This is a genomic window from Candidatus Methylacidiphilales bacterium (genome assembly GCA_025056655.1).
Classification (GTDB): domain Bacteria; phylum Verrucomicrobiota; class Verrucomicrobiia; order Methylacidiphilales; family JANWVL01; genus JANWVL01.
In genome coordinates, this window is sequence record JANWVL010000045.1 from 42,988 (window position 1) to 64,997 (window position 22,010).

The 22,010-nt window shown below is 51.0% G+C and carries 20 protein-coding genes, 2 tRNA genes and 1 pseudogene; 9 read left to right on the forward strand and 14 right to left on the reverse strand.

Annotation, left to right across the window (positions count from 1 at the left end; all coding sequences use genetic code 11):
* Nucleotides 1-33: 33 nt before the first annotated feature.
* The 3 genes and pseudogenes from floA to NZM04_02245 all read right to left on the reverse strand — a co-directional run bounded on the left by floA (nucleotide 34) and on the right by NZM04_02245 (nucleotide 2,712).
* Nucleotides 34-1,020 (reverse strand): annotated as a pseudogene (gene floA / locus NZM04_02235) (flotillin-like protein FloA).
* 44 nt (nucleotides 1,021-1,064) lie between these two features.
* A complete protein-coding gene (locus NZM04_02240) occupies nucleotides 1,065-2,531 on the reverse strand; it encodes a serine protease (GenBank protein MCS7062862.1) in 1,467 nt (488 codons plus the stop codon).
* Nucleotides 2,532-2,640: 109 nt separating this feature from the next.
* A tRNA-Val gene (locus NZM04_02245) sits at nucleotides 2,641-2,712 on the reverse strand.
* 154 nt (nucleotides 2,713-2,866) lie between these two features.
* Here NZM04_02245 and NZM04_02250 point away from each other — a divergent pair.
* From NZM04_02250 to NZM04_02265, 4 genes are all read left to right on the forward strand, one after another.
* Nucleotides 2,867-4,126, forward strand: a complete 1,260-nt coding sequence (locus tag NZM04_02250) for an adenylate/guanylate cyclase domain-containing protein (protein ID MCS7062863.1) — start codon at nucleotides 2,867-2,869, stop codon at nucleotides 4,124-4,126.
* A gap of 7 nt (nucleotides 4,127-4,133) precedes the next feature.
* Nucleotides 4,134-4,655, forward strand: a complete 522-nt coding sequence (locus NZM04_02255; protein MCS7062864.1) for a hypothetical protein — start codon at nucleotides 4,134-4,136, stop codon at nucleotides 4,653-4,655.
* A 61-nt stretch (nucleotides 4,656-4,716) separates the two neighbouring features.
* Nucleotides 4,717-6,231 carry a LysM peptidoglycan-binding domain-containing protein gene (locus NZM04_02260; protein ID MCS7062865.1) on the forward strand — a complete coding sequence of 505 codons (1,515 nt, stop codon included), beginning with the start codon at nucleotides 4,717-4,719 and terminating at the stop codon, nucleotides 6,229-6,231.
* 12 nt (nucleotides 6,232-6,243) lie between these two features.
* On the forward strand, nucleotides 6,244-7,248 hold the full coding sequence (locus tag NZM04_02265; GenBank protein MCS7062866.1) for a deoxyhypusine synthase family protein: 1,005 nt from the start codon (nucleotides 6,244-6,246) through the stop codon (nucleotides 7,246-7,248).
* Nucleotides 7,249-7,286: 38 nt separating this feature from the next.
* Here NZM04_02265 and NZM04_02270 read toward each other — a convergent pair whose 3' ends face one another.
* Nucleotides 7,287-8,174 (reverse strand): hypothetical protein, encoded by an 888-nt coding sequence (locus NZM04_02270; protein MCS7062867.1) that lies wholly within the window; start codon nucleotides 8,172-8,174, stop codon nucleotides 7,287-7,289.
* Nucleotides 8,175-8,317: 143 nt separating this feature from the next.
* On the opposite strand from NZM04_02270, the gene NZM04_02275 reads away from it, so the two are divergent.
* A tRNA-Gly gene (locus NZM04_02275) sits at nucleotides 8,318-8,393 on the forward strand.
* Between the two features lie 118 nt (nucleotides 8,394-8,511).
* Nucleotides 8,512-9,825 carry an OmpA family protein gene (locus NZM04_02280; protein ID MCS7062868.1) on the forward strand — a complete coding sequence of 438 codons (1,314 nt, stop codon included), beginning with the start codon at nucleotides 8,512-8,514 and terminating at the stop codon, nucleotides 9,823-9,825.
* A 66-nt stretch (nucleotides 9,826-9,891) separates the two neighbouring features.
* Here NZM04_02280 and ilvN read toward each other — a convergent pair whose 3' ends face one another.
* Nucleotides 9,892-10,365 (reverse strand): acetolactate synthase small subunit, encoded by a 474-nt coding sequence (gene ilvN / locus NZM04_02285; GenBank protein ID MCS7062869.1) that lies wholly within the window; start codon nucleotides 10,363-10,365, stop codon nucleotides 9,892-9,894.
* A 46-nt stretch (nucleotides 10,366-10,411) separates the two neighbouring features.
* Complete coding sequence (locus NZM04_02290) at nucleotides 10,412-12,085, reverse strand: glycosyltransferase family 39 protein (protein ID MCS7062870.1); 1,674 nt, start codon at nucleotides 12,083-12,085, stop codon at nucleotides 10,412-10,414.
* 103 nt (nucleotides 12,086-12,188) lie between these two features.
* Between NZM04_02290 and NZM04_02295 the strand changes: the two genes are divergently transcribed.
* Both NZM04_02295 and NZM04_02300 read left to right on the forward strand, forming a co-directional pair.
* Nucleotides 12,189-12,917, forward strand: coding sequence for an outer membrane lipoprotein-sorting protein (locus NZM04_02295; GenBank protein ID MCS7062871.1), 729 nt, complete (start codon nucleotides 12,189-12,191; stop codon nucleotides 12,915-12,917).
* Between the two features lie 9 nt (nucleotides 12,918-12,926).
* The gene (locus NZM04_02300) at nucleotides 12,927-14,303 is read left to right on the forward strand and encodes a CHASE2 domain-containing protein (protein ID MCS7062872.1); all 1,377 of its coding nucleotides are present in this window, start codon (nucleotides 12,927-12,929) and stop codon (nucleotides 14,301-14,303) included.
* Nucleotides 14,304-14,318: 15 nt separating this feature from the next.
* On the opposite strand, the gene NZM04_02305 is transcribed toward NZM04_02300, so the two are convergent.
* The 5 genes from NZM04_02305 to NZM04_02325 are packed head-to-tail and all read right to left on the reverse strand — an operon-like array spanning nucleotide 14,319 to nucleotide 17,795.
* Nucleotides 14,319-14,990 carry an ABC transporter ATP-binding protein gene (locus NZM04_02305; GenBank protein MCS7062873.1) on the reverse strand — a complete coding sequence of 224 codons (672 nt, stop codon included), beginning with the start codon at nucleotides 14,988-14,990 and terminating at the stop codon, nucleotides 14,319-14,321.
* An 8-nt stretch (nucleotides 14,991-14,998) separates the two neighbouring features.
* Nucleotides 14,999-15,703 carry an orotidine-5'-phosphate decarboxylase gene (pyrF, locus tag NZM04_02310; protein ID MCS7062874.1) on the reverse strand — a complete coding sequence of 235 codons (705 nt, stop codon included), beginning with the start codon at nucleotides 15,701-15,703 and terminating at the stop codon, nucleotides 14,999-15,001.
* An 18-nt stretch (nucleotides 15,704-15,721) separates the two neighbouring features.
* Nucleotides 15,722-16,429 (reverse strand): C4-type zinc ribbon domain-containing protein, encoded by a 708-nt coding sequence (locus tag NZM04_02315; GenBank protein MCS7062875.1) that lies wholly within the window; start codon nucleotides 16,427-16,429, stop codon nucleotides 15,722-15,724.
* Nucleotides 16,426-17,058 carry a riboflavin synthase gene (locus NZM04_02320; GenBank protein ID MCS7062876.1) on the reverse strand — a complete coding sequence of 211 codons (633 nt, stop codon included), beginning with the start codon at nucleotides 17,056-17,058 and terminating at the stop codon, nucleotides 16,426-16,428. The genes NZM04_02315 and NZM04_02320 overlap by 4 nt, the downstream gene beginning before the upstream one ends.
* Before the next feature lie 5 nt (nucleotides 17,059-17,063).
* On the reverse strand, nucleotides 17,064-17,795 hold the full coding sequence (locus NZM04_02325; GenBank protein MCS7062877.1) for an SDR family oxidoreductase: 732 nt from the start codon (nucleotides 17,793-17,795) through the stop codon (nucleotides 17,064-17,066).
* A 128-nt stretch (nucleotides 17,796-17,923) separates the two neighbouring features.
* Here NZM04_02325 and NZM04_02330 point away from each other — a divergent pair, with 128 nt between their 5' ends.
* Nucleotides 17,924-18,562 (forward strand): TVP38/TMEM64 family protein, encoded by a 639-nt coding sequence (locus NZM04_02330; GenBank protein ID MCS7062878.1) that lies wholly within the window; start codon nucleotides 17,924-17,926, stop codon nucleotides 18,560-18,562.
* 7 nt (nucleotides 18,563-18,569) lie between these two features.
* Here NZM04_02330 and NZM04_02335 read toward each other — a convergent pair whose 3' ends face one another.
* The 3 genes from NZM04_02335 to NZM04_02345 all read right to left on the reverse strand — a co-directional run bounded on the left by NZM04_02335 (nucleotide 18,570) and on the right by NZM04_02345 (nucleotide 21,841).
* Nucleotides 18,570-19,661 carry an adenylate/guanylate cyclase domain-containing protein gene (locus tag NZM04_02335; GenBank protein MCS7062879.1) on the reverse strand — a complete coding sequence of 364 codons (1,092 nt, stop codon included), beginning with the start codon at nucleotides 19,659-19,661 and terminating at the stop codon, nucleotides 18,570-18,572.
* 9 nt (nucleotides 19,662-19,670) lie between these two features.
* Complete coding sequence (locus NZM04_02340; GenBank protein ID MCS7062880.1) at nucleotides 19,671-20,813, reverse strand: FIST C-terminal domain-containing protein; 1,143 nt, start codon at nucleotides 20,811-20,813, stop codon at nucleotides 19,671-19,673.
* Nucleotides 20,814-20,893: 80 nt separating this feature from the next.
* The gene (locus NZM04_02345) at nucleotides 20,894-21,841 is read right to left on the reverse strand and encodes a uracil-DNA glycosylase (GenBank protein ID MCS7062881.1); all 948 of its coding nucleotides are present in this window, start codon (nucleotides 21,839-21,841) and stop codon (nucleotides 20,894-20,896) included.
* Nucleotides 21,842-22,010 lie beyond the last annotated feature (169 nt).

Sequence of the window (22,010 nt, forward strand, 5' to 3'; positions counted from 1 at the left end):
CGGTATGTTGGAGATGGCGGAGCCTTTGTCTTCCCCTGCAATGCTGGAACGCATTTGTGTATCGGCTTGGATATTCTTTATGCGATAGTAGTCCATAAGGCCGAGATTGCCTTTTCGGAAGGCTTCTGCGATGGCTAGGGGGACCTGAGCTTCTGCTTCGACTACCTTGGCACGCATTTCTTGGACGCGGGCTTTCATTTCTTGCTCGAGCGCTACGGCTGCTGCACGGCGAACTTCAGCTTTAGCTTGAGCCACGCGCTTGTCGGCTTCAGCTTGCTCGGCTTGGAGCTTAGCACCGACGTTATCTCCGACGTCAACATCGGCTATGTCTATTGAAAGGATTTCGAAAGCTGTGCCAGCGTCGAGACCTTTTGCGAGAACTGTTTTAGAGATGCGGTCGGGGTTCTCTAGCACTTCCTTGTAGCTATCGGCAGAACCGATGGTGCTGACGATGCCTTCTCCGACTCGCGCGATGATAGTTTCCTCTGTGGCACCGCCGACGAAACGGTCGAGATTGGTACGGACGGTCACGCGGGCTTTGGCTCGGACTCCGATGCCGTCTTTGGCCACGCCATCAATGCTGGTTTTCCCAGATGCGGGGTTGGGACAGTCTATGACTTTGGGGTTGACTGATGTGCGGACGGCTTCGAATACAGTCTTACCTGAGCCTATGGTGGCTAGGTCAATCGCGCAGCAACGATTAAACGTGAGAGGAATCCCGGCTTTATCAGCTGCGATCATCGCGCGGACGACCGCTTCAACATTGCCGCCGGCGAGGAAATGCGTTTCGAGTTGAGCTGCGCTGATGTCAAGACCCGATCGAACTGCAGTAATGCGATTGTTTACGATTAAAGCTGGCGGAATCCCGCGCAACCGCATGAAGACTATCTCGTGGAGCCCTACGGGGGCCCCTGAAATGATGGAGCGGATCCAAATGTTGGCGAAGTTAAAGAGGATAATAATGAAAATCAGCCCAATCAGGGCTAAACCGCCAAAGAGGATGAGTTCGACTACTTGCATAGCTTAGAAATGATGGGGGGAAGATAGCTAGCCACAAGCGAAAATCAAATCTTAGTGACGATAAGCTTCGTCCCTTCCACCGCGACTACTCGTACGGAGGATCCTTTTTCAATAAAGTCCCCTTGGGTGATCACATCCTTACGTTGCCCGTCGAATACTGCAACTCCTGCGGGACGCAGCGGGGTGATTGCTTGGCCAGTCATGCCAAGAAGCGAGGGTTGTTTTTCTCCCATGCCCTTTATTTTTTCTGAAGCACCTTGATCGTAGCCCGCTCCGCTGAATGTGGCACGTTCTAGATTTTGAAATAATATACGTTTCGGAAAGTATCGCGCAATCAGTAGCACTGCCAGCGTCGTCAACCCAAACGCTTGAAAAAGCGTGTAAAAAGGCAATCGCAAATTCTGCACTGTCGGCCAGCTTATTCCCTCAAGACTCGGATATAAATCTGCCATAGAGTAAATAACGGCACCGACCACTAAGACAATTCCGACTAGCCCTGGTAATATGAGTCCGGGGAAAACTAAAAACTCGAGCAAAATCAATGCGACCCCCAGGAAAAATAACACAAGTGGCTCATATCCACTCAAGCCCGCAACCATGTGGCCAAAGAAAAAGATAACTGCACAAATCACAGCAAGTGTTCCAAAAATCCCAAACCCTGGAGTTTTAAACTCAATATACCCTAGGATAAACGCCAGACTGAGCAGCACTGGCGCCATCATCGTGACTAGGCGACCGAGTTGTTCAAACCCGGTGGGCTTAAATGTAACAACCCGATACCCTTCCAAGCTCAAATCTTTCGCCACTTTAGCTATCATTGCATCAAGATTTTCCACCACTCCGCTTGCAAGTAAGGGTCTCCCTCCTACGACTTCGCAAGCTTCAGTAGCAGTCAAGGTCAGGACTTTGCCTTTAGGCACTATTTCTTTGCCATCGATAATAAGCCCTTGATCCCGATCGACCATCGCATCAAAAACCTCTGGGCGGTGGCCGTTCTTTTCAGCAATGGCACGAACCTGTGCCCTCACAGCTGAGCTGATTTTTTCTTCATAGCTCTTTGGAAGCCCTTCAGCATTGCCTCCAGGACTGATCATCACTGGTGTAGCGGCTCCGATGACTGCTGTCGGGCTCATGTAGATGTTGGGCGTCGCCGCGGCTATAAATGCTCCGGCAGAAAATGCCTTCGAGTCCACATACGTATATAATCGCTCCCTCGGTGCAAATCGCTCCAACACTTTGATAATTTCTTCAAGGGAATCAAGACGTCCTCCGTTGGTTTCCATGTGGATAATCAACGCGACAGCTCTGTTTTCCATGGCTTCTTTTACACCGCGACGCACTTTATAGACCATGGTCTGTTCGATATCGTCGCGTATGGGTAAAACGTATAAGACCGCTTCTTTCGCAGGGTTTTGGGTTCCCTCTGCGGGAGCCGCCCAAATCCATTCGTTTAGTAACAGTAGGAATAGCCCGGCCGAAAATAACAGACGAGGCAAACACAAGCACTTCATATTTTTAATTTTTCCTTGCCAAAAACTTATTCATCCTGCCACAACTTTCTTAGGTCACAATTCGCAAAAACCCAATCATTAGTCACGCACACGATGATCCACACCCACATGGGCAGTGAGGGGTTTGAACCCCCGACCCCCTCGGTGTAAACGAGGTGCTCTACCGCTGAGCTAACTGCCCCAATGCCGCAAAACTATCCACCTCACGCCAAAAAACAACAAGCTTTTTTCCTCTTGCCCCATCAAATTCCCCGCAAAATTAAGTTGGAGTCTTGGCAGAGTTATCCTAAGTTCATCAAAAAACCAGTATTTCTTCTTTGGGAATTTTGCCCAGAATGAGCTCAGCATCCAAACCCCCATCCAGCGGTGTCTTAAATGAAAGTTGGCGCTACAACATAGCCGAATACGCCATCCGCATTACGCTACCCACCCTCACTCTCGTTGGGTTGTGCTTTTGGTGGACACCTTGGCCTTCAGCCGAAATCCGACAGATTTTAGCACTCCTGCTGAGTCTCGGCATGACAGCTCCAATCATTCTAGCAGCTTTCTGGCTACACACTTATACGTGGATACGCGACTTGATACCGCTGCTATCGCTATCCGTTGGTTTGTTTTCCCTAAAAATTCCCATATCCCTTGCCGAACATCTTTGGATTGGGATTGCGGCAATCTGGTTAATCTTGGAAAATATATTACACCGATACGCTCAACAGTCTCATGCTCCAATCCGCACGCTACTGGCCAATCTCGCTACCCAAGGCCTGCGTATCCTCACTGTTTTTGCCCTTTATACTGCCATCCTCCCTTCTGAGACACTTCACTTTTCCTCACTTCATTCTTCTCTTGACTCTATACAAGTCGAAACTGGCTCTCTATTTCTCATCGCTGCATTATTCACGATCATGCTAAGTCTCATCCTACATCAGACGCTCGTTGCCTACCGTGCCGCACGCCTAAAAAGCATCGGACAGACATTGGAAAATCTTACCTCATGGAGCTTGGATACCCACATCATACGCTCTGCAATCAAACAATCCGATGATTTACCCCACACTATGCAGCCCACCACGAAAACAATCATGATGGGAGACATCCGTGGATTCACATCCTTCTGCGAACGCACACCCACGGAGACAGTCGTCTCGATATTGGAAAAAAGTTACACCATCATCGAAGATACCGTAGCCGAATTCGGCGGTGCTAAGTGTGAATTCATCGCCGACGCCTTCTTAACCTCTTTTACTAAGCCCAGCGCCGCGATAGACTGCGCTCTAGAACTCTCTCGAAAAATCCACACCGTCCTCGCCCCATATCAACTCGGAATGGGCATCGGCATCACCCATGGACCTGTCCTCGAGGGCATAGTCGGAGGCCAAAACTCTAAAAAATACACCCTCATAGGACATACCGTGAATGCTGCAGCTAGAATTCAAGGTGAAGCTGAAGCCGGCGAGATCCTCGCTACAGAAGAGGTAATCCGAACTGCCAAATCTACCCAACTTTTTCAACCCCTCGGCGAACTTCAGCTCAAAGGAATCACCCATCCACTAAAAGTCTACTCAGCGCGTATTTACACTGCATCTCAATCCAGCTAGACTGAATATGAACTCAGACACCTGGGAATTCTCCTTCGAAAATGCTCGCATCATCATCCCTCCTAAAAAAAACATAGCCACCTTTAGCGACACCTTCCTCCACTACACCATTCTGACCACCGACATGGATAACCCTAACCTCACCCATCGTCGCGATGGTATCCTCACAGCAGAAAAACCTCAAATCCTCTCGCCCCACCACTTTGCCACTATACTATTGCAGGGATTTGGCCCAGAAGCACAAGAGTTCGTACAATCCATCCGACAAGCCCTTGCCCAATCCATCATCCTTAAATATGGTTTTATCATAAAAAAGACAGACACTCATTCCCAACTAATCCGCGAGCCCATCGATTCATGTCTACCCAAAATTCAAGCCGAGATACAAAAACTCGATGACCCCCTTCACACCCTACTTTCCGGACTGGAAGAAGGCTGGGAAATCATCCTAATTAAATTCACCCTATTTTATATCCACCATTCCACTCAGCATAACATACAAAATTTCCAACAAAGAGGCTTGCTATAAAAAACAAAATCGCTAGCCTGCGGCCAACTATTCACATCTGCCTGAGCAACCCCACATCAGTATGCGACAAATGCGACAAACCTCACCATACACTCCGCTACTCCTAATGCTAACGATCGTCGCTATTTTCGCACTCTCCATCAGCCCCGTAATGACTCAAGCGGGAAAAAATCACGAAACCTACATAGTCAAACCGGGCGACACCCTCTGGCAACTCGCTCGTTCCCGCGGATGCTCAGTCGAAGAAGTTAAAAAACTTAACCGCCTCAACTCCGACCTCATCCGTCCCAACCAAAAACTCATCTTTCCTAAACCTCGCGTCGTCACAATCACCCAAAAACCAGCACCAGTCGCCCCCGCAGGCAAGACTGTCAAGGTCATAAATTCCATACCCTCACCTGCTCCCAAGTTTTCCAAAGCAAACCCTAGCCTCTACTCCCTCCCCCTTAAAAAATCTTTCGCCTCGCCAACAAAAGTTCCTCGAACTCACACTACTCAAACACCATCAGAGCCTCTCCTCACATCCCCATCATCCCCCACCCAGATCAATCCTCGATCCATCTCCCTCGATCCACCCCCCTACATAGCCCAAAATCTCCCCCTCCGCAGCGCCTCTGCCAACCGCAGCCAAATCCAACTAAACCCCCAAGAAAGCAAATTCCAAATCGCTGAAGAACCAACATTCGACTACAATGAAGTATTCAACGACGAAATCAGCCTTACTCCTACAACTCTAATTACCCATAAAAAAGATCACCCACAGCAAATTCAAGCCACCTCCTCCAAGACTGACGATTCCACCCCCATTTCAATCACCAAAAAACTCACTCACTCACCCAAACACAACCACTCCTCAAAATTCCGCTCTCCCTTAATCTTCTCCCATACCACTCCGCCCCCCACCACCTCCTCTTCCAAACCCAACTCCAAAAACACGGTCTCCACAATCCCTCCCCTCACCCGCCTCCACACCCGCGTGCCCGGACGTGCTACTGAACAATTCCGAAACGAAATCCGCCGCATAGCCTCACAAGGCATAAAATACAAAGGCCGCTGGCGTCCCCCAGGCGAATCCGTCCCATGGGTCATGGATTGCTCCAACACCACTCGGTGGCTCTACCAACGCGTAGCCGGCGTCGATATCGGACGCACCGCCTCAGATCAATTCCTCAGCTTGCGCAACCGCGGACGCATCTGGATCGTCCCCAAAGACGCCTCCGGTAACCCCTCTCGCGATTTCCTCGAAAAAAACCTTCGCCCCGGTGACCTCCTCTTTTGGGAACACACCTACCGCCCCGTCCGCTGGCCCCCGATAACACATGTAGCCATCTACCTTGGCAAAGACGAAAAAGGACGCTACCTCATGGCCGCCTCAAACTCTAGCGGCACCTCCACCCGTCGCGGTGGCCCCAACATCTACGTGTTTCGCCCAGAAATGAACTTCGGTGGTTACCGCCCCATCGGCTCTTCCCGTTATCGTCACGGTCGCTTCGTAGCGATCGGACGCCCTGTAGACAACCTTGACCGCCAAACCTTTGCCCACCAAACAGAAGAAATGCGTGACCTCCTTCAATAAAACCTAACCGTCATGCCTACTTCTGCATCTATCACTCAGTTCATCCAACATCACTTCCGACACTTCAACGCAGCCGCCCTCAAAGAAGCCGCCATCTCTTACATCCACCACCTGGATCAAGGAGGAATGATGTTCCTCACCCTCGCAGGAGCAATGTCCACAGCAGAGCTTGGCCTCTCCTTAGCCGAAATGATCCGACAAAATAAAGTTCACGCTATCTGCTGCACCGGCGCTAATCTTGAAGAAGACGTCTTCAACCTAGTCGCCCATCACCATTACAAAAGAATTCCCCACTATCGAGATTTAACCCCCCAAGATGAACAAACCCTCCTCGAACAACACCTTAACCGCGTCACCGACACCTGCATCCCAGAAATAGAAGCAATGCGTCGCATCGAAACTGCCATGCTCGAAGAATGGCAACGAGCAGACCAAGCCGGAGAGCGCTTCTTTCCCCACGAGTTTTTTTACCGCATCCTCCTCTCCGGAGTTCTCGAAAAACATTACCAGATCGACCCCAAAGACTCATGGGTCCATGCAGCCGCGCAGAAAAACCTGCCTCTCTTTGTCCCCGGCTGGGAAGACTCGACCCTAGGTAACATGTATGCCGCACACGTCATCAGCGGCAATATCCGCAACGTCCACACCATCCGCACAGGCATCGAATACATGATCGCACTCGCAGATTGGTATACCACCCACGCTCACCCCTTACACCCCGACAACCCAGATGTCGGCAACATCGGCTTTTTCCAAATCGGCGGCGGAATCGCGGGTGATTTCCCAATTTGCGTCGTCCCCATGCTTCACCAAGACCTAGGCCGCACAGGCATCCCCCTCTGGGGTTACTTCTGCCAAATCAGTGACTCGACCACCTCATACGGCTCCTATTCCGGAGCTGTCCCAAACGAAAAGATCACATGGGGTAAGCTATCCGTCCACACCCCTAAGCACATCATAGAATCTGACGCAACAATCGTTGCGCCCCTGATATTTGCCCTAGTCCTTGGCTGGTAAAACAAGCCCGACGGAAAATGGAGCTTGCAAAAAGATTATTAAAACTTACCGATCATTACCCCTCGGCTAAAGACCATGGCTGCACCACTCCTTTCAATTTTTTCTCTCGCTGCGCTTAGCGCTCTAAAACCAAAAAACAGCGCCTTCACCTTGCCCTTAATTCCCTTTTTGACACGATCTACAATCTTAAGAAATCTAACCACCTCTTTTTCAGTCAGATTACTTTTCGCTTCTCCCAGAACGGTCACTGGTTGACCTTTGACGTGACCACGGATCACAAAATCAAAAGGATAAACGTGGCCGTTTGTCTTAATTTCTTCAGGACCTGAGCTGCTGATCTTCATATGCCAATGCTTTTCAAGCAGCTCCGGCACAATATCAATCGCCAAATCTTCGAGATTAGCCCCTAATGCCTCTGTCAACGCACCGATAGACTTATCCGTCCTCGCCTGTGCCTCAGCCAATTCATTTAGCCGCTGCTCTGTCCGCTCCTGTGCCTTCTCCAACCGCAATATACTCTCCGCCAACTCATTGACCCGCGCCTCTGTCCTCGCCTGTGCCTCAGCCAACTCATTTAGCCGCTGCTCTGTCCGCTCCTGTGCCTTCTCCAACCGCGATATACTCTCCGCCAACTCATTGACCCGCGCCTCAGTCCTCGCCTGCGCCTCGGCCAGCACCTTAAACCGCAGCTCTGTCTCCTCTTGAAATTTTACAAGTCGATCAAATCGCTGGTTAGTCTCTGCCTGAAACTTTCCGATCTGTTCAATCGTGATGCCGAGGCTGTGAACGATTTGTTTCAACTCAGAGAAATCTTCACGAGCCACCAGATTACTGGCTATCTCCCCAACCACCTGTGAAAGCACCTCTGCTTGTCTTTTTTCAAAGACTTGTCCGAGCCGGTCTTCAATCACAGAGGTTTCAGCCATTCCATTACCCTACCACGGAACCCCCACCCCAGCAAGCATCCTGCCAATTACTCTTCATGAGTTGCGGCTAGAACGGAACATTGACAAAACTATTGACAAACATACTCGTCGCATATCTATACTAATCTCATTAATCACACAGCGCGGGTGTAACTCAGCTGGTAGAGTGCAACCTTGCCAAGGTTGATGTCGCGAGTTCGAGTCTCGTCACCCGCTCCATTCCCAGCGAGCACTCTAATACACGAAAAACACATCATCAGGACATAATTCCTGGTGCATTTTACCTGCTGCGTTTTATTTTACAGCAAATCCAAAAGCCGCTATCTTAGCTTTATCCATGAGTGAATCCACAGCCATAGTCCCGCGACCGAGAATGCCCCTGTCGATGGATATCTATGACTTCGATAACCCACATATCAGCGAGCTCGATAGACAAATTCGCCGTTATTCAATAATTGCCATTTTATTCTCGATCCTTTTCCACGCCCTAGCAGTGGTCTTTCTAATCGTTACTCAAATCCATTCCATACAGACTATCGATGACTACGACCGTCCAGAGCGCCCCATCATAGTCCAACGTAGAGAAATACCTCCTCCCCCTCCGTTACAACCCAAAAACGACACCCCAGGTATCCCCTCCGAGACCCCCACTCAATCGAATGTAGGACGCATTCTTCAAGCCCCACCTCAGCTTTCTACGCCCAAAATCCCTGTCGAAACAAACATTTCGATTAATCAACCTCGCTACTCCATCCCAGAAGTCTCCATCAGCCAAGATGTCATCGCTTCACTACCTTCAGCTCCTACCCCTCTTGAATCAAGCCCCTTCATCCCCTCCTCGGAAGCCATCCGCGAAGCCCTCACGAGCGCACGCGCAGGGATTACTCAAGAAGGAGACGAAACTCTAGCCGCCATCGCTCGCGCCCTCGGAGATGATACAAACCGCGCCTTACTCGGTCCATCCGGCACAGGCTTAAATTCCGGTGTAGGCACCTCGACAATCCCAGGCTTCGATGAAATCCGCTCTAGCCTTTCCACCCAATCCAGCGTTCCTCCAGGCTACGCCGAGCCCGTTACCATGACGCTTCCCAGCGACATCCTCTTTGACTTCAACTCAGCCGAGCTCCGCCCCAGTGCCATCCCCATTCTCGAAAAAGCCAGAGAAATCCTCCTCCGCTTCCCCAATGCTTTAGTGGATATTCATGGCCATACAGATACTTTCGGCACGGACGAATACAACATGACCCTATCCCAACTCCGCGCCGACACCGTCGCCAGCTGGCTCCGCAACGCCCTTCGCAATCCCAATTACAAATTCCGCACTAAAGGATTCGGCAAGACCCAACCCAAAGTCAACCCCCGCGGAAGCCAACAACAACAAGAACCCAATCGCCGCGTCGAAATCCTCATCTACGCAGAACTCCCCAAGACACCCAGCCAAGCCCAACCTTCCCTCATTCCCACTATCACAACCCCAAACCCGACCAACCCGCCCAATCCCCCCCTACCACCCACCCACTCCCTCATCACACCCGCCACTACGCCTCCCACTTCCGACAACAGCATCCCTACTGCCCCCGCAATCCCCGTCGGCACACCCATTCCCGAGGATGCCGAGAACGCAACCCCCGCTCCTGCCAACAAGCCTTAAGGTTTGCCCGCCAGCATAGAAACGCTCAGACCGCCCCTTTCAGGCTGCGCAAATGTAGAAAAATCCCTAAGCCCTCGGAAGCGCAATCTTCCCCGTTCGCGATAAGTCGAGGATCCCAAATGGCTCCATTAACGTAATGAACTTATTAACTTTCGCCTCATCCCCCGTAATTTCTATCGTGAGCGAATCGAGCTGCACATCCACAATCTTAGCCCGAAAAATGTTTGCAAACTCAATCACCTCTGCCCGCAGTTCAGCCGGCGTCTTCACCTTGATCAACACCAGCTCCCGATCAATCGAATCCCCCTCGCGAAAATCGTGCACCTCGATCACATCTATCAATTTCTTAAGTTGCAACACCACCTGATCCAGCGTCTTATCATCGCCTCTCACCACGATTGTCATACGTGACGTCTTCTCATCGTGGATTGGCGCAACATTCAGGCTATCGATATTGTAACCGCGACCACTAAACAGCCCAGCGACACGTGTAAGCACTCCAAAGCGATTCTCAACAAGAACTGAAATCGTATGACGCATAATCCAATCTCTTAGCAGCCTTCTACCTTGTGGCAATGCATCGCTTTCACTCCTTTTTCCTTGTCTTAAACGACTCCGACTGTCGGGACGTAGCAGCTCCCGAGGACTCCGGCGCATGAAGAAGAGGAGGCAAATCATCTAGCGGCTTATCTGGTGGAGCAGGCGTAAATTCCGCCGGCAAAGGCTCATCATGGCTAGGATGAGGCCGATGCTTCTTCCTAGAAGAAGTATCCCGCTCCTCATCTGCTGCATACGCAGTCTGGCTAAAACCCCGACCTATGAAATAACGCCATGTATGAGGAAAAGTGTCAGGAACGTCCTCGAGAGGCAGCGGCTCCACAGAACGAAATTGTGCTGCAAGATCAGGAGATGGCCCCGTATCCCGCGTAAAAATTAAAAGTGCATCGTAATTAACGTGATCATCAAAACTCGGCCAAAACTGATATTGATTTTCCCGAGCACGCTCTGGAGTGAGATAAGTCGTCGTAGCATCCCGAAGATAAAACGTCAGCGAGGCCGCCACATAAGCATCATCCGTGATGATAAACGTTGCCCCGATATGCTCGTTAATCCGTTGAATCTGATCCGCAAAACCCTGCCAAGACTGCACCTCCACACAGCGTCTTTCGATAGGCCCAAAGATATTCTCTTTACGTCCCACTATCCCATAAAGACTTTGAAAAGCCGTCGCAACAAGCACCGCAAGCAGAACAAAACGCCAGACCCGATTGCCTTGCGTAAGATGCGCCCAGACGCTCACCGCCACAATCATCGTCGGATAATAAAAAACCATCTCCCAATACGGATGCGGGTTGCCAAGCGCATAGCGGAAGATCGCCAAAAGAAAGCCCGGCAGGCTAAAACAAAGCAGAAGAGTTGTTATATGCTGTGTTGTATGCGCTCGCCGAATAAAAACGATGGCCAAGATCAATGCCATGCTAAGCGCCGGCCCCAGAAGCCAAAATTGCCGAATGAAAAACTCAACCAATCGGCTTAACTCAAACTGAGTATGAAGCCGAGTAGCTATCTCAATGAAAAATAGCGTCCGCTCCTTAAAAAGCCCCATCTGATAATGCCAGACCAACGCTGGAAGAAACCCCACCAGCGTTATGGCAGCCGTCAAAAGCATACGCCTCCGCGGAATCGGCCGATCAGAACGACGATTCACCCAATAATACAAGCCAAGCCCCAATATCCACGTCAGGTTAGACCAAGCGACCATGATCCCCCCTGCACAGGCAAGCCCAGCCAGAATTGCTCCACGCCAAGTCGGAATATGCAAAAGGAAAGCAATACCATAGAGCGCTAAAGCCATTAACGCCAAAGAAACCGAAGCCTCATTCAGAAGGATGGTCTTCCACGCATATAGAGGCGTGATAAGGTAGAGAAGGACACAATAGAAAGCGTTTTGTGGGTTATACCACAGCCGAGCAGTGAGGAAGAGGATAAACCCCATAGAGGCATACAAAGCTGCAGTAATGCATCGCAGCCCAAGCTCTGTATCCCCAAAAAGTGCACTACCAATGGCCGCAAGCCATGGCACACCCGCACCCTGATCCCAATATCCCCAATCCCAATTTTTGCCCTTCAGCCACGCATATGCCTCGGCCTCACTCAATTCAAACGTCTGCCCAAGCCAAAATCGAAAAAACAACGCTGCAAAAAGAAGAAGTGTCACCCGTTTGCGGTAGGTGCGAGGCATGATAGTCTCTGGAATCATGAAAAGGGAGGTGTGCTTTCAAAAACAAGGATTATGAACGAGCCCATACCCGCGACAAGTTTCTTTCTTTGATGTATTCGCGTTGAAACACTATATTCCAACCATGAACTCAAGCCCATCGAAAAACCGCGCAGCAGCGTGCATATTGGCTCTAATTCTTGGATCTACCTCGCTGAATGGCAGCCCCATCACCCACAATCATCAGACCAAGATCTCCGATCGGATACTCCACCACTTTCAACTGGAACCGCTCGTATTAACAGGCCGAATGAAAACGGCACAAGACAGTCACCCCTTGATCTTAGTCACGCGTGATAATCAACTCACTTATCGCTTTCCAAAACATAACCTGTTTTTTCGCGTCGAATTCACAAAAAAAGGCAACAAACTCTTCGTAAAACAAGCTGCCGATGCGCCTTGGAAGACTTTAGAGAAAGAGCAATACCTTGACCGCATCCTCAATTCCGACGCCACCTATGAAGATCTCACGCTAAATTTCATACATTGGAGCCAGACCGTCGCTCTCGGCCCCGATACGATCAAGACCGTGCCCGCACTCAAATACGAAGCCTCTGCACCCCCAGGTGAAAAAAGCAGTTACTCTCGAATTCGCTATTGGGTCGAGGCCGCATCTTTTGCCCTCTTACGAGCCGATGCCTTGAATGACAAAGGGCAAGTGATAAAACGCCTCGAAGTTAATGGAGTAATACGCCTGGGAAACGTCGTAGTTATAAAAGAACTCCAAATTTCTTCCATGATACCAGGACGAGATCTATCCGCTTCTCGAACCTACATCGAGTTTTGGGATGTAAAGCCCGCAGAAACGGGATAAACGCCAGTTATGGGCTTAAATCCATTTGAACGCCGCCTTCAACTTGCCTCTACGTTGGGTGTGATTTGGGCACTATTGATCTCTACCGCCTCTGTCGCGGGAATATTCGATACCTTTGAGGACGTCGTGCTAGACTGGGGCCAGACATTGCACAACGCCACACCCTACCCGGATCGAGATCTGGCGCTGATCGCCATCGAGCAGGTCTCAACTGACCGGCCGTGGCCTTGGCCGCGATTTGAATATGCCTTGATGACTCGCGCCCTCATTGATCGTGCACCCCACAGTATTGTTTTTGAAGTGTTGTTCAACGATGATGACGCACGCTCTAGTGCCTTCGACGACACCTTCCTGAGCTACGTTCATCGCATTCCTAAGCGCGTATTTGCAGGCGCTGTGCTTCGGAGCCCTGATCCCGATCCGTTGCCTGAGGGGCTTACTTCAATCAATGTCAAAGGCGAACGAGCTGCACTGCCTACTTTTGGTTCCTTACTTTGGCCTCTTACTCATCTCATCCGAGACTCACAGGCTGGCCCGCGAAATATCCTGCCATCCGTAAATCAGCCTTTGCGCCGTATCCCTTTGATCTTTAACGTTGATGGCACAATCACTCCTTCGCTGGCTTTACAAGCAGCAGCGATTAAGATCGGCGCTGATCCTAATTTGACGCGCGTCGTGCTCGCTCAGCATATCGAGCTGGTTCATTCAAACGGAAAAGTCCTACGGACTATTCCGATTGATAAAGAGGGTTGCATGCGTTTGCGCTTTTATCCAAAACAAGAGCGCTTCTTGACGATCAATTTTGATGATTTTTTGGTGATGGCAGATCAAGCCGAGCGAGGCACTCAACCCTCAATCGATCTCAACCTTCTGCGAAAACGTCAGATATGGATCAGTTGCACGGATCGTTCGGTCAGCCGTCCGATCTTGACCGTTGTCGGACTACGTCCTCCGGTCGAGATACACATGCAAGCTGTAAAAATGATTTTGGATAATAATTTCACCCGATTTTGGCATCCGGTGTTGATTTTTTTGTGTTTTATCGCTTTCAGCATCTTTTTTAGCCGCATTTTTGTAGAGTGGGGAATGAGCCCGGGAATGGCTTTACTACTTGTAGTCGGCCTAGTCTGGGGCGAGCTTCACATGCTGCTGTATCAGTGGCTAAATCTTGCTTTTCCCTTGGTGGCTTTTGGGGTCTTACTTGTCGGCCTGGTGGCTATGGGTCTTGCTGCGCGCCTCTGGCAATTCGAAGATGAGCCGAGTCCAAAGTTGTTACTTGAGTTTTCTACCGTCCCGACACGCGCTATTGCTCAACTCCCGGCTCCAGCTCAAGCTCGTGTGGAGCGAGAATTTCAGCGGCACGATACTTTGCGGGTCTCGCGGTAATCGACTGCATGTGAGCTAGCGTATTTCTTGCGCAATCCCGTCTGTAATCTTTATTCGACGCTGAGCCAACGACGCTGTGGCTGGATTGTGCGTCACCATTAGCAACGTGAGCTTGTGAGCCTTTTGAAGTCTTAGGAGTAAATCCAGAACTTGTTGACCTGAGGCCGAATCGAGGTTGCCCGTTGGTTCATCGGCCAAAACGAGTGGTGGTGAGTGGATCAGTGCGCGAGCAATAGCGGCTCGCTGCTGTTCGCCACCGGAAAGTTGATGAGGCTTGTGGTATTTTCGGTTTGCAATGCCCACTTCTTCAAGCAGTGCTTGGGCTCGTTTACGAACGGTTGAGCCCCGCATTCGATTGAGACGTGCCGGAAGCTCGATATTTTCGAGCACAGTCAACGTCGGGATGAGATGAAAAAATTGAAATATAAATCCTACTTGGCTGCGGCGATAACGCGTCAGACGTGATTCGGAAATATCGTGCAGCGCATAGTCACCGCAATAAATTTCTCCGAGATCAAATGTCTCTAGTCCTCCAATGCAATGCAGCAAGGTAGATTTTCCTGAGCCGCTCGGGCCTACAATCGAGCAAAACTCTCCTTCGGCTAGCTCGAAACTTACTCCGCGCAGTGCTGGCACTGGATTTTGAGGAGTGCCATAGTTTTTATGGACGTTTTGAACGCGGAGCATAGCCTATGCTAGGGCTCCTGGAGCATCTTCGCAAGCGCATCGCGGGGTGATTCTGCTCGGGTGAGTGGTCGGCCGACTACGAGGTAATCAGCGCCTGCCTCGAGCGCTTTTCGTGCTGGCATAGTGCGGCTTTGATCATCGATGGTCGATTTTTCGTGAGCTGAAGCGCGAATGCCTGGCGTTACTAGGATAAACGTCCGATCAAATCTGGCCCGCAAAGCTTGGATTTCGAGTGGTGAACATACTAGTCCGTCTAAGCCGGCTTTTTGGGCGAGCTCGGCTAAACGTAACACCTGATCTTGTGTGGTGCTGGTTCCTGGGTAGATCTGCTGGCATGTCGCTTCGTCTATGCTTGTTAAGACTGTCACAGCAAGGAGTCGTATGGATGTGCCGGCTGTTGCTTCTTTAGCGGCTTGGAGCATGGATAGTCCGCCTGAGGCGTGGAGGGTTAAGAATTTGATCGGGTGTTGTGCGAGGGTCTGAATTGTGCGTGCTACCGTAGTCGGGATGTCATGGAGTTTGAGGTCGAGAAAGAAGTGTAGGTTGGGGCGCGCGAGTCGATCGAAGATTGATGGCCCACAGGCAGTGAAGAGTTCTAGCCCGATTTTTGCGTGAGTTAAGGGAGGAACGAGTGCATCGAGCCAGAAGGCTGCTTGTAAAGGTGTTGATGTGTCGAGTGCCACGATGATTTTTTCTGGCGATAGAGCCTGCATGGGTGATGAAGCCTTAGGTTACTCGGGATCAAAGAGGAGTCGCCCGCAATTCTCACAGGTGACGAGCTTTTTCGCAGCGCGCACATCGATGGCCGTCTGAGGGACTACTTTCATGTGGCATCCGGAGCATGTCTGATGGCGTAGGGGGACGACTGCGATGTCTTTTTTGCTTTGTAGTATGCGGCGATATAAGGCGAGGACATCTGCGTTTACTGCGCTTTCTGATTGGTTGCGCAGTTCTTTTTCTTTTTCGAGCATGTTTTGGGCGTTGGCCATCTTTTTTTGGAAATTTTGCCGCGCGAGTTCGGCCTCCTTTTCGTAGGTTATCACGCGCTGTTTTTCTTCTCGGACGGCTTGTTTGCACTGCTCGATTGCCTCTAGGAGCTCGAGTTCTTTATCTTCAAGCTCAGCGATTTTTTTCTGGGCGTGCTCAATTTCATGGGTCAAGGCTTGGTATTCGGCATTGTTTCGGGTTTGGAGTTGCTGAATTTGGTAGCGTTGAATTTGTTGTTGTAGGGAGCGAACTTCGAGTTCGATCTGTCTGCATTCAGATTCTTTGGAGCGCAGGTCGGAGCGCAGTTTTTCTAGAGTCTGGGTTTGTTGTTTAAGACGTGTTTCTATTGCGGCTTCTTCAGCGGGCAGGCGGTGGAGTTCCTTTTCAAGGCGGAGAATGGCTAGGTCGTGCTCCTGCAAAATGAGTAACAGTTTGATTTGGGGGTGGATCATGGCAAGGGGGAGAGGTTGAGGTGCGAGTTTAGGTTTTTTCGGACGAGCTTGGCGAGGAGATCGAACTCGACGTTGACGTATTGGCCAGCGGTGTATTCTCGAAGGTTTGTTGTATGGCGGGTATGGGGGATGATGTAGATCGAGATTGAGTGCGTGTGGACGGAGGCGATGGTGAGGCTGATGCCGTTGATCGCTATGGAGCCTTTTTCGACCAACAAAGGCTGCTCATGAGGAAGGATTTCGATTTCGAGGTGGTAATTTACACGGGACGGATCGCTTCCGACTTGAGGGCTCGGTTCCCAGGTTAGAACTTTTGCTGCGCGATCGATGTGACCGGTGAGGAAATGGCCTCCGAGGAAATCGCCCACGCGAAGGGGGCGTTCGATATTGACGAGCGCTCCTTTTGCGATGTGTGCAAAGCGCGTGCAGCGGAGGGTCTCCTCGAGGAGGTCAAACTGCCAGTGAGGTTCACAAGCGACAAGGGTGAGGCAACAGCCATCTACGGCGATGCTTTCTCCGATCTGAGGAGGTGGTGTGATCTCCAATGGCTCAAGGTGGAGTCGGGTGTGGCCGTTTTGTGTTTCTCGATGGTGGAGGCGTGTGGTGTGGGTGATAAGGCCGGTGAACATAACGGCTATCTGAGGTTCCAACCGCCGCTTAGGATTAGGTTAGAGCCTGTGAGGTATTGACTGGTGGGGGAGAGGAGGAAATCTACGGCAGAGGCTACGTCTTGAAATGTGCCGTAGCGGCCGGCGGGGATGGTGGAGGGAGGGGGAAGATTGATGCTGTTTTCGAGCCAGCCGGGGGAGATGAGATTGACGGTGATGCCGTATCGAGCTTCGGTGCGGGCGAATGAGCGCGTCAACATGTAGACGCCGACTTTTCCGATATGATAGCTGATGGCGAGGTCGCGGGCGGTGGGGCGATCGCAGCCGGAGTCGCCGATGTTGATGATGCGGGCGCGTTCCGTTTTTCTGAGATAGGGGAGCGCGGCGCGAATGGTGTGAAATGTGGCTGTGGCGGTGCTATGTAGGCCGCTTAGCCATTCTGTTTCGGTGAGGTTGTAGAGGTTTTTGTCGTGGTAGGTGCCGGCGTTGTTGATGAGGGCGAAGAGGGAAGCTTCGTCTCCGAAAGTATTGTGGATTGAGTGTAGGAGGGCTTCGGCTTCGCGTTGGATAGAAAGATCGGCTTGAAAGGCTTGGGCTAGTCCGCCGGTGGATTGGATTTGTCGGATGAGGGCAGAGGCTTCGTGTCGGCTTGTGCGGTAGTGAACGGCTACGAGATAACCTGAATTGGCAAGGTGTCGGGCGAGTGCGGCGCCGAGGCCTTTGGCGGCCCCTGTTATCAAGATAATTTTTTTAGTCATACCCCGGTGCAAGGGGGATGCTGGTTGATGGGGGCTTGTGATGTCAAAGCAATTCTATGGGCGGGGGTCGTGCTTGGGGGAGCGAGGGAAATTGCTGAACGTTGTGGGGTGTGGCATGATGGGGGAATATGGGTATCTGGATTGAACGCTGGCGAGAATGGACTTTGGAGTTATTGGTTTGGATTGAGGGGATGGGGTGGGTGGGGTGGCTGGTGTTTTGGGTTTTATTTGTGGTAAGTTGTATTTTGTGGTTGCCGGGATCTCTGTGGACAGTGGCAGCAGGGGCGATCTATGGGGTGGTGGGAGGCGTGGCGTTGATTTTGATATGCTCTGTGAGTGGCTCTATCGCTACTTTGTGGATGGGGAGATACGGTGTGCGGCCTTGGGTGGAGAGGATGTGTGGACGAGATGTGCGTTTCCAAGGTTTAATAGAGGGGATCGAGAGGGAGGGGGTGTGGATCGTATTTTTGGCGCGGCTTTCGCCTATCTTGCCTTCAAGTGTGATGAATTATGGATTGGGATTGACGAAGCTTAAGGTGCTTCCGTTTGCAATAGCGAGTGGATTAGGTGCGTTGCCTTCGATAGTGGTGTATGTGTATCTGGGAAGCGTTATGGGTGAGCTGTTGAATGTGAATCTGAGCCAGGGGAAGGGAGGCGCGGCAGTGGGGTGGTTGCACGGGGTGGGGTTGTTGGCGGCTATGGTGGTGACGTGGCGGATTGCGCATATTGCTCGGGATGCGCTTAAAATGAGGGTCGGGAAGGGGTAGAGGTGGATTACTTTTGCTGGGTGAGTGCGATTTCTTGTGCTGCGGCAGAGAGAAGGCCTAGGATTTTGGTGCAGCGATCGATGTATTTAGCGGCGACGAGATCTTGTGGGCAGGCTTCAACGCAGCGAGCAAAAGTTTCTCTTGCTTTGGTGTAGTCGGTGGCGAGGTAGTAGTTGAGTGCTTCTTCGAAGAGGGGGCGGTTGTTTTTCTTACCTTCCAGACTTTCGGGAGGATCGGCATCGAAGACTTCGTAGATGTTCACGGGTTGCTCTTTGCCGAGGACTTTGACGACACCGACTCGCCGAAGGCAGAATTCATCGGGGTTGGGGAGTTGGTTGAAGAGAAATTCTGTGATGATGATATTTGAGCCGACGGATTTAGTGAGCGATTCAAGACGGGCGGCGAGGTTAACTGCATCACCGATGACGGTGGTGCTAAGGCGTTCTTGGGAGCCGAGTGTGCCGAGCATGACCAGGCCGGTATTGATGCCGATGCCGGTGTCGATGGGAAGGTATCCTTTTTGAAGACGACTTGAGTTGTATTTCTGAAGGGCTTGGCGCATGGAGATGGCGGCGCGAACGGCGTTTTGTGCGGCTCCAGGGGGAAAGAGTGCCATGATGGCGTCGCCAATAAATTTGTCGATGAATCCGTGGTGTTGGGTAATGATCGGTCCCATGCGGCTGAGGTAGGCGTTGAGGAATTTGAAGTTGTCCTCGACGCTCATTTTTTCGGAGAGTGAGGTAAAGCTTCGGATGTCGGTGAAGAGGATGGTCATCTCACTCTGCACGGCATCGCCTAGGGCAATGTCTTGGATATCTTTTTTGGAGAGGAAATGGAGGAATTCTTTCGGAACGAAGCGTGTGAAGGATTCTAGTAGTGCGAGTTTTGAGTGTGCAATGGCTAGCTCGCGTTCGCGTTCTTTGTGGCGGTTTATTTCTTCTGCGTTGAGGGATTGGACGCGTTCGAGGAGTCGTTGTTCATTATCGTAGTTTTGATAAGCTTCGCTAATGTCTTGAAAGAGGCGCTGATATTCTGGGGGGAGTTCTTCAGGATTTTTTTTGAGGATTTTGGTGATCTGCCTTTTTAGCAGGCGATGCATAGAGGAGGCTTACTCTTCGCTGAAAGTGGTAAGGGTCATGGTCTGGTTGTGGAGGTTGCACATGCCTTGAGTCATGTTGGGAGCTAGCTCACCGTAGGAATAAAAGCCGGTGAGGTAGAATTGATCTCCGAGGGTGTCTTGCACGGCGCAGATTTCTTCCTCAACGAGCTTGGTGAGAACGAGTCTGCGTCCGACACAACTGATAGCTATGGCTAATGCGTCTTGGGTGGTTTGTAAATTGGCTTGTCGAGCTGCTTCTCCGGCTGCTTCGATCAAGCCGTCGATATTTGTTTTCATCAGGACGGCGACGTTGCCTTCAGGAACATCGCCGGCGAAAGTGAGGCTTTGTGTAGTTTCGTCTACGGCAAGAAGGGTGCGGATGAGCGGCTCGTTGCTTCCTTCTTGATGAATCATGAGGGGAAAGCGAAGGCCGCTAGCAGGGAGGTTTTTTGCATGTTCTTCGCCGAGGTAGCTTTTGTAGAGCTTGAGGGCGGGTTCGCCATCTATTTCATAGACGACATTTTTAATCGACTTGGTGATTTTTCGGTTAACGCCGAAAGTTTCCCAGCCGTGAACGCATCCGTGGTTGACTTTTATGCGTTGGCCGTAGAAGCCGATTGCTACGACTTGGCGTGGGAGAGCGGTGCCGTTGAAAATGGTGAGCGTTTCGGAGAAGCGTGTGCCGTCTCCGGCTAGGCCGCCTGTGATGGAGATGGGGCGGCCGGCGAGTGCGGCGTTTGCTCCTTCTACGAGTAGGCTTCCGTTGATGTGAAGGCCTTCAGCGAGGATGAAGATGTGGCGGAGGTCGGGGTGTTGAAGGAGGGTTTCGACTAGAGTTTTTCCTACTTGGGAGGAATGTTCGACGGTGGGGATAGGCTGAGCTGTGGCGATTGTTTGGGTGTGTTCAAAATAAATGGCTGTGGCGACGATTGTGCCTTCGTCGACTGTGGTATCGGCGATATTTCCAGAGGTGGAGCATCCGATGATTTGAGCTTGAGGGTAGCGGGTGCGGAGGTCTTCGAGATGCTGTGGTTCTTTTAGCAGAGCGGTGTCACCGAATGCGATCACGAGTTGGGCTTGAGTGGATTGAGGAAGTGAACCTTTTACGTTTTCCCATGAACCTTCGGAGAATTTGCGGATTTCGATTTTCATTGCATTGTGGAGACATCGTTTGGATGGATGCTATTTTTAGGCGAAGCGGTTGGCAAGGTGAATTTATTGTTATTGTGCCGTTATTTGGTTGTTTGTGGGAGGAAGTAGGAACGTTGTTTATCTGAAATGGGTAGGCCGAGGAGTTGCATGGCGAGCATGAGGTCTTCCCAGACTTTGCGTTTTTCGGCGATGGAGGGGTTGTAGAGAAGATAGGCAGGATGGTAGGTGGGGATGAGCGGAATGCCTTGAAATTGTAAGAGGGTGCCGCGAATTTTGGTCATGGATATTTTTTTCTCGCCGAGGAGGCCTTCGACAGCTGTGGCACCGAGAGCGACGATGACCTGTGGCTGGATGATTTGGATTTGGGTGAGAAGGTAAGGTAGGCAACAACGCATTTCTTCGTGGGTGGGTTTGCGATTGCCTTGGGCTCCCGGAGGCATGTCGGGACGGCATTTGAGAACGTTGGCGATATAAACTTGGTCGCGAGAGAGTCCCATGGCGGTAATCATTCTGGTGAGGAGTTGGCCTGCAGCGCCGACGAAGGGTTCGCCTTGTTCGTCTTCGTCTTTTCCTGGGGCTTCACCGACAAACATGAGACGCGCTTCGGGGTTGCCGACGCCGAAAACTGTCTGGGTGCGTGAGGCAGCGAGATGCGAGCAGATGGTGCATGATGAAACCAGACTTTTAAGCGAGGTAAGACGTGCATGCTTGCTTTCGCCTTCGACATGTATTGCGCTCAACTCTGAGATAATTGGTAAGGGCGATGTTGTAGAGGCGATGGAACTCAATGCCTGTGAGGTCTGGGAAGGAAGGGATTGTTGTGGTTTATTTGTGGAAAGAGTTGGGGACGTCTTAGTAGTGGCATGATCCGCTAGGAAGGGGGTATGGGAAGTAGGCGCTGAACGAGTGCGAGCTAGATAATTCTCCCAAAGATTTGCAGTGGCAGCGGAGAGAGAGAGCGAGCGGTGGCCTAGGACAATTAAAATTTTTAAATATTCTATCAAACTTTCCTTAAGCAATGGTGACATAGAAATAAATTTACTAACCAAGAGTGGCAAGATACAGGAACCAACAGCTAATCAAAGGTCGAAATAGCGGTCGTATTTTACTGCCAAGGTGCAGTTGTTTTCGACTTGCTTTTTTAAGTAACACGTGTCTATTATTTACACCATGCTTATCCGAGTTGTACGGATGAAG